This window comes from Pleurocapsa minor HA4230-MV1 (genome assembly GCA_019359095.1).
Taxonomy (GTDB): Bacteria; Cyanobacteriota; Cyanobacteriia; order Cyanobacteriales; family Xenococcaceae; genus Waterburya; species Waterburya minor.
Genome location: JAHHHZ010000018.1, coordinates 1 through 12182 on the forward strand (window position 1 = coordinate 1; position 12182 = coordinate 12182).

The window sequence follows — 12182 nt, forward strand, 5'->3', positions numbered from 1 at the left end:
TTCCATCTAGCTTTGGCAGTTTGCATCGTTTCTCCCACTTATTTAATACAAAAAATTAATAATAAACAACAACAACAAAGACACATTTTTTTTATGCAGTATAATTTTAGCTTGTTACAATAATTAGTTTATATAACATAGTCAGTACTGTATAATAAGTACATGAAGTTAACACTGCAAAAAGGTATTGACCCCATAACCAACCAAATCATTTGGCTAATGCTGAATGAGGACTATGAATTGGTTATTCCCGTACAGCAGTACTTGACCTTTTTAAGTACTACCAAATCACCCAATACGGTGAAGTCCTACGGTCAAGACCTAAAGTACTGGTGGGAATTTCTAACTCATAAATCCTTGGATTGGCGTGAAGTCAATGTGTCTGATATGGAAAACTTTGCTTATTGGTTGAGAGTAGGTGACACCAAAGTTGTTTCTATGCAACTAGTAGCAGCTATTAGGTCGGAGAAAACTGTCAATCATGCCATTACTGCTGTGACTAATTTCTATGACTATCACATAGCCAATAAGACAGTAGATTTTAAGCAGTTTGAAAGGTTTTATCTACCTCGCGGTATTAGTCGTGCAGGTAGCAAAGGCTTACTTACTGGCATTGCTAAAAGTAAGCTAGTAAGACAAAAGCTAGTCAAATTAAAAGAGAAAAAGAAGTTTCCTGGCTGTTTAACTGATGAGCAAGTAGAAACTCTTGTGGATACTTGTAACCGTCTTAGGGACAAGCTAATTATTTTGATGCTGAATGGGACAGGATTACGCAAAGGCGAACTTCTAGGGTTAATGAATGACGATATAGGAGACTTTGACCAACACTATGTTCGAGTAGTGCAAAGAAATAATCATCCCAATGGTGCAAGAGCTAAAGGACAAGAAAGGACTATTCCTGTAGTTTCCGAACTACTAAAGATGTATAACGACTACCTTATCTATGAATATCCAGATACGGATTCAGGATATGTATTTGTCAACATTTGGGAAGGTGAGAACATAGGTCAACCAATGAATCCTTATGTACTGAATACTATGTTTAGAAGATTATCTGAAAAAACAGGTATTCATGTCTATCCACACTTATTTAGACATACCTACGCCACAAGGTTATTAAAGGTTGGTTATGCGCCAGAAAGAGTTAAATATCTGTTAGGTCATGCCAGTATTCAAACAACATTAGATGTTTATTCTCACGTAATTGATGAAGCAAATTTATGGGAAGTGATTGAAAAAGAGGAAAAAGAATGAGTGTTTTATTTGATTGGAATCATGAACCTAATAAATGGTTAATTGCTCAAAATGTAGAGGCGAAAAAGCTATTAAGTAATCCTTTATTACAGAAAGATGTTTGGCGAACTATTGAAGACTTAGGACTAGAAGTAAATCGTCATAATAGAAATTTAACTATTAATTTTGAGTCAATCAAACAAGATTGGCTAAAGTTACTAACTAAATTATATGTACTAATTAGAAGTCAGCATAAATTGTCAGTAGACTGTATTCGTCAACACCTTGTATATCTAAAAAAATTTTCTTATTTTCTTGAAACGCAATTTGTTTCTAACCAAAATCAAATTAATAATCACCTTTTTGATGAGTTTGAGTATCATCTTAAATGCTCTAGATTGTCGTTAAGCTATATTCAGCGTCACTATGTAACCTTAAAAAGCTTTTTTGATTTATGTCGTCAAGAAAAATGGTTAGAAATCGATACTTATTGGTTTCATGGCAGATGTCAACGAATTAAACCTAATAATAACCAAATTGAGTATATTCCCGAAGAGATATGGCAACAGCTAGATGAAAATATTCATTATCTTCCAGAGCCTATACAGAGAATGGTTTTAGTAATTAGAGGTACTGGTTTAAGAATTGGTGAATTACTTAATCTTCCCTTTGACTGTCTTAGAAAAAGAAATAATAAATGGCGATTAAGATTTTTAACAGAAAAATATCAAGTGAATGATGAATTGCCTATTTGTAGAGAATTAACGGCAGTAATTAAAGAGCAGCAAAAATATATTAAAAATCAATTTAAAGGAGAATATAAAAACCTATTTTCTAGTCATGAAATTAGAAATAATGGAAAATATGTACCAACTCCAAGAGTAATGAATAGAAATACATTTAATAATCAGTTAAATAAGCTAGCAACTAAATACAGCATTTGCACTAAAGAAGGGAAAATTTGGAAATTTCGGTCACATCAATTTAGAAAGACAGTAGCTACTATTATGACTAACGCTGGTGTCAGAGATTTAATTATTCAAAAGTATCTTCGACATCGTTCTCCTGATATGCAAAATTACTATAAACATCTTCTTAAACAAGTAATAGGAGATGAATACCAAGAATTAATGAAAGAGACAAAGTATGTTGATAGTACAGGAAAAATAGTTGCAATTCATAAGCCAAATAATCCGATTACTGAATTAATGCGAAGAAAGATGTATCAAATTACAACTCAGTACGGAGAATGCCATCGATCAGTATTAAAGTCACCTTGTCAAACGGTCAACGCTTGTTGGCGTTGTGAACATTGGCTAACTTCTAGCAACGATTTAGATGCTCTAAAAGGCGATCTTCAAAGAGTAGAAGTAGAGTTAAAAATAGCTGAGAATGTAGGAATGGTCAGACAACAAAAAGGATTAGTTAGTGACAAACAAAATCTAGTAATTAGGATTCAAGGATTAGAGACAAACCAATGATAAAAGTTAATTGGAGAAAAGACTATCATGGTGAATTTGTTTGTCCTTCGTGCAATAACTTTGGAATAAAGTTTTTAAGAAAACATAATCAGAGTGAAGTCAAGAGCTTGATATTTAAATGTTCGCGATGTAAAAAATATTGTAAAACACCTCAAATAATAAATATTACTTCGGTATCAGACTTAACTAATAAAGGTGTTATTTGGTATACAAATCATAAAATAGAAGGTTTTATCTGTCCCTATTGTCAAGATAAAAATATATACTTTACCGAAATTGCTAGCAGCACTGGTAAAAAAAGATTTCAATGCAAAACCTGTAAGAAAAGATGTTCAGAATCTACAAGTTTAAAATTTAATAATATTAGTCGAAGAAGCAGTAATATTCCTTCTATAACTCCTTTTAATTTTGAAGCAGATAAATGGGACTTGAGAGCAATCAATCCTAATTTTGATGCGTTAGATATTACAAACTCTAGTGCTATTTTTGAATGTATAAATCCTAAATGGTTTAAGCATGAGGTTAAAAAATATATCGAGCATTTATGTCATAAAAATAGTAGTTTCTTTTCAATTCAACTATATCTATCTGAATTTCGGAGTTTTTCTCGCTATTTAAAACAACAAAATATCACCAATTTTACTCAAATTAATCGAAGTTTAATGCTTGATTATTTTGTTCGAGAAGAAGCTTTTACAGTACGCAAAATAGGTACTTTGAGAAATTTTTTCCAGATAGGAGTGGTAAAAGGTTGGTTTGAAATCGACCAAGATGTCATTAGAGACGAAGATTATCCTAAAAAACGTAGAGGAAATCCCGACCCACTGTCAGAGAAAGTAAGAAAACAAATCGAGCAAAATTTAAATAAATTACCTGACCCAATTGCTCGAATGTGGATTATCTGCTTTTTTGCTGCTATGCGTCCTTCAGAAGTAGCATTACTAAAGCAAGACTGTTTGATACAAGAAGGAGAACATTGGAAGTTAGTATGGCAGAGAAAAAAAAATCACGATTCCCATTCCGTTCCAATTAGTAGAACCATTGCCAAAGTAGTCCAGGAACAACTTGAGTATATTCAAGATTTGTGGGGGGATGACTGGAATTATTTATTTTGTCATTATCATGGATTATCAAAAAATGATTCACTGCAACCAAACATAGTACCAGTCAAAAAGGTTACTCCTCGAAGTTTCAATCCTTTATTAATTTGTATTCGCACTCTAATTAAAGATCTTGATATCCGCGACGAAAATGGTCAACCTGCCAAATTTACAACTAAAATTCTCAGAACAACTCGCTTGACTCAATTATTCGAGCAAGGACACGATTTAGCAGTAGTTAGTGCTTGGGCTGGCCACAAAAACTTTGCTACTACTAGCACCTATTACACGAAAGTTAGTTGTGACCTCATAGAACAAGAAGCAGGTCATATTCAAAGAGCATTGGTCAATAGTGAAGGTCATCGCATACTTTATGAATCTTTTCCTAAATCTTTCTGGGAAACTCCACAGGCACACAAATTAGAATTATCTGGTACTCATATTAATACTCCTATCTATGGTTACTGTGGACTAAATCTAGACCAAGATTGCCATAAATTTAGAGCTTGTTACACCTGTGGTAATTTTGTCGCTACACCAGAAAAATTACTTCAATACATCAAAACTCGCGATGATTTAAGAGGGAAAGAATCTCAAGCTTTGGCATTGGGTCAAGATGTTTTGGTCGAACAATTTGGAACTCAAGCCGACCAACTAGACAAGATTATTGCATCTTTGCAGGAGGTAGCATGAGCAATCAAGATACCAAAGAATCGAGAATTAATAATCTCAAGCAAACCCAAAGACAAAGACAAGAAGATGCGAAAAATCGAGTCTATCAAGCTATTGAAAGATTACATAAACTCCATGCTAAAATCAACTTTCATACTATAGCTAGAGAAGCACAGGTTAGTGTTAGTTATCTCTACAAATATCCAGAGATAAAACAGTATATAGCGGAGTTAAGAAGTCAGCAAAACTCTTTACCCGTTTCCCCTGTAGCTAAATCTAATTCCACATCTAGCGGTAAAGTGATTACTCGTCTTCAGGAGAAAATCAAGAAGATAGAAGAGGAAAATAAAGAACTGAAGCGAAAGTGTGAAGCATTAGCTGGTCAAGTATATCGCGCCCATCATCTTCAAGCACAGATAGAGAGATTACAACAAGAAAATGAAGATTTGAGAGCTAAGTTAGGGAAACAAGAAATAGCGAAGAAGGTAACACCTATCGATAAAAAGCTTCGCAGTACTGAAAAGGAAAAATCGGCTAAAAAACAAACAGCACAGTTCGATATGACAGAAAAAGTTCAGTCAGAGTTAGAGCAATTAAGAATTGAATTGAATACTACTCTTTCTAAAACAATAGGTACGGCAACAGAATCAACAATTTTAGATGCTATTGAAGCACTCAAATATCAACTGACTAAACAGGATATTCCTAATGCTGGTGGTTGGTTGAATAAGGCTATATCTGAAGGTTGGACTAAGCCTGAAATAACGACTCAGCAGTCAACTAAACCAGAACAAAAGATAGTAACTGTTTCCGATAAACCAGAGAAGAAATTAGTAGACCCTAATCAACTCAAGAAACTAAGCAATATTTTTAACAAGAAAAATGACTGATAGTAATAACTTTCTAGGCAATATCGAAGCAGAAGAAGCTATCTTAGGAGGGATTTTATTAGACCCCGAAGCAATGGCTAAAATAGCCGATATTTTACCAGTCTCCGCTTTTTGTTTCGATGCACATCAACAGATATATCAGGCTGCTTTAACACTGTATCAAAAAGATAAACCTACTGATTTAATGGCTGTTTCGACTTGGCTTGCTGACCATAAGTTACTAGATAAAGTAGGAGGTCAAGCTAAATTATCACAACTATTAAATCGCACTGTTTCTGCTGTTAACATCGACCGTTATGCGTTACTGGTACTCAATAAATATCAGCGTCGTCAATTAGTTCGAGTCGGTCATGAAATAGTTGAGTTGGGTTATGAGACTACTGCTAAGTTAGAAACTGTTTTTGATGCTGCTGAAGAGAAAATATTTGACCTAACCACGAACAAAAAAGATAAGTTTCATCCAAAACCCATTAATGAATGTCTGGCTAATGTCTTTAACAAGATAGAACGAGGTTCATCTCCTGCTTATCCAACTGGTTTAACTGACTTAGATTCTCTGATTGGGGGTTTAATCAAACAGGATTTGATTGTAGTTGCTGCTCGTCCTAGTATGGGTAAAAGTTGGTTGGGATGCTATTTAGCTAATTTTGTGGCTCGAAACGAAAACAAGCCCGTGGTGTTCTTTTCTGCTGAAATGAGCGAAGAACAGTTAACTAAAAGATTCCTCTCGATGCATACTAGCATTGATTCACAGAGATTAATGCACAATCAGATATATGAAGAGGAATATGATGCTTTAGTAGAAGGGTTAGGTAATTTAGCAGAACTCCCAATCATTATTGATGATACTCCAGCCAGTGAATTAACTCCTACTAGAATACGCTCTGTACTGCGTCGCATTCAGTCTGAAAGAGATGAATTAGGTTTAGTGGTACTGGATTACATTCAAAAGCTGGGAGATAGAGTAGCAGGTAATCGCGCACAAGCTATTGGTAAGTATTCTGGTGCTTGTAAGGACATAGCAAAAACTTTTAATGTTCCTTTTGTGGTTTTGGCTCAGATTAACCGTGGAGTGGAAGGACAAAGTAACAAACGCCCTTCTATGGCTGATATTAAAGACAGTGGCGATATTGAGCAGGATATGGATTTAGGACTGCTGCTTTATCGAGATGAGTACTATAAGTCAGATACCGAAGATAAAGGCATTATGGAGATTATTGTTGGTAAAAATCGTAATGGTGGTACTGGTACTTGTAAAGTGTTGTTTGAGCCAACTTTTGGGGGATTTGACGATATGTAACTCAGGAAACAAGCTCCGAACAGATAAAAACAATTAAATTAAGTAACTCTGTAATTGCTATACCCAACTCCGAACTTTATCTCTTAATTTGACTTTAGAGATGTCAAATTAATCTGCTGATTCTGTATATTCGCAAAAAATGTTCAATCCAACTTTGACTATATACAGGACAATGATTGTAGCGATCGCTGGATTGATTGGTAAAGTGGTTAATCCAACTAAATAAACAATTGCTCCTGTAAGTAAGGTAGCACTACCAGGATTTTTATTGTAATCAGAGAGCTTCGAGCGAAAACCCTCATCACCACAAACTTCTTGGCGAAGTACCTTTTGCGTAACTTGCCAAAGAGATTTTCCTTCCCCGTAATCTTGTATACCGTTTTTTTCTGACCACAGTTGGTCAAAACTAGCGTCAAATCTACCGTTATGTTTTTCTAAGACAATGATTGCTTCTTGAGCCGGTGGATAATTTTGCAATAGGTGGAACTTTGTTTTCATTTCGTTTGTTGTTAACTGTATTTCCATTTTGCCTTTATTCTTTTTAACTAAATATCCTAAAAATCTTGTTTAAAAAAAATCTATTTTTTTTATTAATTGATAGTCCAGCAGCCTTCCAAACATCCTTCCGCAAAATTTTTAAGTGTTGAGTACTTGTTACCTCACACACAACCCTCTCAAACTCTTTTTCTCCCAATACTTTAAGAATTCTTCCCAAAGCATTGATATTTGAACTATGCAGATAACAAATATTGGGATTGACATCATCTTTGTTTAATCTAAAATATCTACATATCCAGCCTATTGCTTTAATATAAGTTGATATAGCTTCATTCCAATTTTTCTGTATTGCTAAGGTTTCACCCCACTCTGTTAAAGTTATAGATGCCCCCAAGTAATCTTCATAATCTTTTTTGATTGCATAGGCTTCTTTAAAATAAGTGATAGCGTCATTAAAACGTTTCTGTTCTCTAGCAACGATTCCCAAACTCTCACACGGAGAAGAAGATTTATATAGATCTTTTGCCTTTATATATATTTGTCGAGCCTTTTGAGAATAAGAAATTGCATCATCAAAGTGCCGTTGTTTTTGACTCAGTAAACCCAAATGATAATAGGTTGGAGCGGCATGATATGACCCTTTACAGTCTTCAGCAATTTGTAAGGCTCGTCGTAGATAAAGTACCGCTTCCTCATCTTTATCTTCCGCTTCTGCTATTATTCCTAAATTATGATAAGCACTGGCAGCAATACGAAGATACCCTTCATCTTCACAAATTTGGATAGTATCTTCGCAATATTTTCTTGCCTCATCTAAATCTAACTTCAGGCGCGCTAAATTACCTAAATTGAGATAGAGATTAGCAATTTCATATAAATCATCTTCATCTTCAAATATTTGCCGAGCAGTTTGAAGATAACCACTTGCTTTTTTGAGCTGTTGTTGCTCAATTGCTAGTAAACCTAATTGTCTATAAGTAGAAGCAGCACTATGAAAATTTTTTGTTTGCTTATCAATTTGTATAGCTTGATCATAATATTTACTTGCTTCGTCAAACTGTCTTAGCTTTTGTGCTAATCCACCCAAACCATAATAAGCTGACCCAGTTAAATGGGTTAAAGGAAGATTTTTTAGCTCTGGATTTTTTTTAGCTTTTATAAGTTCATCTAGAAGTTCCTCATAGATTTGTTTTGCTGTTTCTAAATCAAATAAATCTAAACCCTCAGCTCCGTCAATTTCACGTAGACAAAGCCAAGTATAAAAAGCATCTTTCCCTTTTTTCTTTACTTCTTTAGAATTCATGCCGATTTGACCAAGTATCCTTTGGCGCAAAGAATTTCGCTTTGAATTATCGCCTATTCTTAGGTATACATTACTTAAAGCTCGAACAATTGCATAAGTTTCATCCCAAGCTTGTTGCTGTTCTGCCAGTCGTAAATTAAGCAAAAGATTTGGTTCTTCGATTAAGAGTAAAGTGCTAGCCGTTTGGCTTTGATTAATAAGTTCTTTATCATACTTTTGCGCCAAAGCTGCATAAAAATACAATAGTTTTGTTTGCAGTTGATTAATTTTTTCTTCGCTATAAAGTTCAAATAGCCTCTGCTGCAAATACCAAGGAAGAGCGGGATGAATTTTATAAACTGTTGTTCCAACCTCATTGTAACGTTCTAAAATTCCTGCATTCACAGCTTCGTTTAAAATTTTAAACCAATCATCAATATTTAATATCTCTCCGAAAACAGCTTGATACGCTGGCTGACAAATTTCTACTTCTTTTGATACAAAAAAATCAAGAATTTGAGCATTAACTATTTTCGAGAAAAAAGCTAGAAAAGGCAAGTGTTTTTGAGTACGTTTTGATAATTTAGAAAAAGAATAATTTAGTGATATTGTAAGAGATTTATCTTTTTTTTGATGAGGGAAATCTGAAAAAGCGTCTAATCCTAATCTTAAGGCTTCGATTAGTTGTAATGGTGTTTGTTTTTTTAAACAAGGTAATATTACTCGCAAACATAGCGGATGATTTCCTAACAAATGAAGTAATTCTAAATATTCTTTGGGGAGATTTTTTTTATCTATACCCGCAGTTCGCAAAATTCTGTTAGCTAATTCTTCTGTATCTTGTTGATTTAGTCCACCCAATTTTACTAAGGTGTAACTACAGTCAAGCCATAATTCCTCTTGGCGACTAGCAATTAGTACCCACGATTTAGCTTTACGTAAGTTATTAAGAAATTGTTTTAGTTCATTACGTTCCTTAGCAGATAATAGTGGTTTATCAATAGATTGAAAGCCAGTTACAGACTCAAAATTGTCCCAAATCAGCAGACAAGGTTTATCTTTTAGGTATTTCTGAACTGCTGCTGTTTGCTTCTCAAACAAATACTGGGAAAATTTATCCCCCCAAACAGTTCTTCCTACCTGATTGATTACCTGACTTAGCCCTGCACCATGTTCAAAAGATGTATAAAACATTTGTCCACCACGTCCCTGGGTTTCCTCTAGCCAACGAGCAAAACCACAAGCTAACTGGGTTTTTCCTATGCCTCCCATACCTTGCAACAGCACAAAGTTATTTTTACGAAATGCTCGTTCTAACCTCAAGATATCGTAATCTCGTCCAATAAAACCGTAAGCTTCTTCTTCTGGTAAGTCTATTAATTTACTAGGTTGTGGCTCATCTAAAAACTGGTCTAAGTCGGTAAAATCTTTTTCTTGAATATTGCTAGCTTTACGAAACGGTGTATAGCTTTCCTGCTGATATAGAACTGGTATTAACCAGTCTTGTAAAGGCAAATCTCCTTTGGGACTAGGACATAACTTTTTGTTTATCATTTCTCTGCGTCCTGCTGCTACAGCATTAGCTAAACTATTTCCCTGCACCAACTGCTCGTACAAACGTCCAATAAAATGCTTCGCACCCTCTGCGTAAACCGAATAACCCATTGCTACTACGCCTTTAGCACCCAAAGCTACTAAGCGCGTTGCCACAGAAGAAAAACTTTCTTTTCCCTCTTGGGCAGATTTGCAAGCATTCAAAACAAAAATTGGCACGTTACAATCAATTAAATTTTGAGCTATCTGAGCAGCATTAACTTTTTGCGGTGAACCATCCTCTGCTTCAAATACTAAGAGTCCTTGCCCAGCTAGATCTCCAAATTGATACTGTAATCCTGTACTATTAAAGTCAAAGTCTCCGTGTCCATCAAAATGAACGATGTGGTAAAAGCCTTTATTATTGTTTATCTCTCGTTCAAATGCCTCAAAACTAGGAGGACGCAATACTTTAAGGTTGACCTGCTGCTGAATAGGTTGTAATGCTAAAAGCATAGGACGAGCAATGGTTTTAAAGTTGATATCCTGTTCTCCATAAGGACGAGAAATTACCAGTAAAATGTTGAGTTTCCCTTCTTTTATCTCTTCCATTTCAGCTCGGACAGATTGAGAATTGAGGCTACGATACATCTGTGCGAGAGAAGGAGCAAGAAAATTTTTGTCGTCAGGAGAGTAAAGTAATTCCCAAGGTAGATTCAAAACTTCTGGTCGCTCGGAAGAAATGCTGAGTTCGCAGTTATCCAATCCTTCATAGGTGGCTGCTTGGAAAAACTGTCGCGTTTTTTCACTGTTGCGAAACACCAATTCAAATAGCTGTTGTCCCCAATCCTGAAGCTTCTGCTCAACTTTAGCAGCCTTATCTGGCTCAATTCCATAGGGAAACCGAAGATACTCTTCCAAATACCAGCGCAACTCATCAAGTGCTTTTTCATCAAAAGGATGCTTAAAAGGTATAGGAAGGGAAGAACGAGGAACTTCTTTTCCTCTCTGCCAGGAAAGTTGTATCAGATCATCAAAATGATTGATCGTTAAACGATTCTTCGGCATATTTGTTATGTCGGACAGTATTTAGGTAATTTAATTGTTTTAATTGTACCGAGTAATTTCGACGGATAGAGATGCTCACAATATTTCTTTGTCATTAAGGTTAAATTTGTTGACACAATTTATGAGTAATAAGTTTTTAAATTTTATCTTTGCAGAAATTCAAAGTAACAAAGAAAAAATACCTCTTAATTTCAAATAACTCATTATAGAAAATATACACAAAAATAGAATAATCAGATGTTAGTATTGTGGAGACTTAGGGGCAGATAAGCATACTTATTCTTCCTCTTCATTATTTCTTATTTTTTTTGATTTTTTTACAATAAACGGCAATATTAACATAATTTGCAACATATCAATAACCAAAAAAGGATCATCAGTCTTTATAAAAACAAAAATCATCCATAAAGAAAGAGATATTAATCCCAATATAGATAAAATACGAAGCCTATTTTTATAAATTTTTAATGCTTTGCTCAAGGAATATTCAAGAGGTAATTTATAAGGATTATCACGCATTTTAAACTTTATCTATTTCTTAATGTTTGAGTAATTTCGTGTTTTGTTTTCATTATTATTGTACAGATATCTATTACCAAAAAGCTAAAGACAGCAATAAATGTAGAGCCATTAAATAGCCATTGAAATATTCTAAACAGTTTCTCATCAAGACCAGATAATTTATATTTAGTAATAATTGTATCTGTAAGATCGGCAAGAAGAACAGTTACTATTAACCATAACAACAAAAAAAAAGCCGTCAATAATAATACTTCCTATTACTTGAGAGCGAACTTTAATCTGCTTTTTAAGTTCATCATTAATCATTATTTTAGTAATTGAATTGGTGTGTATAAGATTGTTCACGATTTGACTTTCCAGAAACAAAATTAGTCAAGCTTGAAGAAAGTGCGGAAACTCCATAGAGGACTATTGACGATATTGGCAAAGGTGTATTTTAAATGTAATATCAATTATTTTAGAAGAAGTTTTTGGTTGACTTTATGATTTTTAAGCTTATTCACAGATAATAGAGTCAACGATTAAAACTTGTTATAGAAAGTATACACTATGCAAGAAAGCTTTTTGTTGAACGTTGTAAATGCTGTGTATTATATAAACCTA

General features: G+C 34.3%; 8 protein-coding genes. 5 read left to right on the forward strand and 3 right to left on the reverse strand.

The window, feature by feature from the left end; genetic code table 11:
* The first annotated feature begins 162 nt into the window (after nucleotides 1-162).
* The 5 genes from KME09_09125 to dnaB all read left to right on the forward strand — a co-directional run bounded on the left by KME09_09125 (nucleotide 163) and on the right by dnaB (nucleotide 6676).
* Complete coding sequence (locus tag KME09_09125; GenBank protein MBW4534087.1) at nucleotides 163-1254, forward strand: site-specific integrase; 1092 nt, start codon at nucleotides 163-165, stop codon at nucleotides 1252-1254.
* Nucleotides 1251-2714 carry a tyrosine-type recombinase/integrase gene (locus KME09_09130; protein ID MBW4534088.1) on the forward strand — a complete coding sequence of 488 codons (1464 nt, stop codon included), beginning with the start codon at nucleotides 1251-1253 and terminating at the stop codon, nucleotides 2712-2714. The genes KME09_09125 and KME09_09130 overlap by 4 nt, the downstream gene beginning before the upstream one ends.
* Before the next feature lie 428 nt (nucleotides 2715-3142).
* Nucleotides 3143-4507 (forward strand): site-specific integrase, encoded by a 1365-nt coding sequence (locus KME09_09135; protein ID MBW4534089.1) that lies wholly within the window; start codon nucleotides 3143-3145, stop codon nucleotides 4505-4507.
* Nucleotides 4504-5376, forward strand: coding sequence for a hypothetical protein (locus KME09_09140; GenBank protein ID MBW4534090.1), 873 nt, complete (start codon nucleotides 4504-4506; stop codon nucleotides 5374-5376). Before KME09_09135 ends, KME09_09140 begins: the two co-directional genes overlap by 4 nt.
* On the forward strand, nucleotides 5369-6676 hold the full coding sequence (gene dnaB, locus KME09_09145) for a replicative DNA helicase (GenBank protein MBW4534091.1): 1308 nt from the start codon (nucleotides 5369-5371) through the stop codon (nucleotides 6674-6676). Before KME09_09140 ends, dnaB begins: the two co-directional genes overlap by 8 nt.
* A gap of 108 nt (nucleotides 6677-6784) precedes the next feature.
* Here the strand turns inward: dnaB and KME09_09150 are convergent, their stop codons facing one another.
* The 3 genes from KME09_09150 to KME09_09160 all read right to left on the reverse strand — a co-directional run bounded on the left by KME09_09150 (nucleotide 6785) and on the right by KME09_09160 (nucleotide 11576).
* Nucleotides 6785-7174 (reverse strand): hypothetical protein, encoded by a 390-nt coding sequence (locus KME09_09150; GenBank protein ID MBW4534092.1) that lies wholly within the window; start codon nucleotides 7172-7174, stop codon nucleotides 6785-6787.
* Between the two features lie 43 nt (nucleotides 7175-7217).
* Nucleotides 7218-11057: a tetratricopeptide repeat protein gene (locus KME09_09155; protein ID MBW4534093.1), complete on the reverse strand. Its 3840-nt coding sequence runs from the start codon at nucleotides 11055-11057 to the stop codon at nucleotides 7218-7220.
* A gap of 276 nt (nucleotides 11058-11333) precedes the next feature.
* Nucleotides 11334-11576 carry a hypothetical protein gene (locus tag KME09_09160; protein MBW4534094.1) on the reverse strand — a complete coding sequence of 81 codons (243 nt, stop codon included), beginning with the start codon at nucleotides 11574-11576 and terminating at the stop codon, nucleotides 11334-11336.
* Between the last annotated feature and the right edge of the window lie 606 nt (nucleotides 11577-12182).

What these genes read in the sequence shown, in the direction of transcription:
- dnaB (MBW4534091.1), top strand. Translation starts at nt 5,369, where the DNA reads ATGACTGATAGTAATAACTTTCTAGGCAATATCGAAGCAGAAGAAGCT.
- KME09_09125 (MBW4534087.1), top strand. Translation starts at nt 163, where the DNA reads ATGAAGTTAACACTGCAAAAAGGTATTGACCCCATAACCAACCAAATC.
- KME09_09150 (MBW4534092.1), bottom strand. Translation starts at nt 7,174, where the DNA reads ATGAAAACAAAGTTCCACCTATTGCAAAATTATCCACCGGCTCAAGAA.
- KME09_09160 (MBW4534094.1), bottom strand. Translation starts at nt 11,576, where the DNA reads ATGCGTGATAATCCTTATAAATTACCTCTTGAATATTCCTTGAGCAAA.
- KME09_09140 (MBW4534090.1), top strand. Translation starts at nt 4,504, where the DNA reads ATGAGCAATCAAGATACCAAAGAATCGAGAATTAATAATCTCAAGCAA.
- KME09_09130 (MBW4534088.1), top strand. Translation starts at nt 1,251, where the DNA reads ATGAGTGTTTTATTTGATTGGAATCATGAACCTAATAAATGGTTAATT.
- KME09_09155 (MBW4534093.1), bottom strand. Translation starts at nt 11,057, where the DNA reads ATGCCGAAGAATCGTTTAACGATCAATCATTTTGATGATCTGATACAA.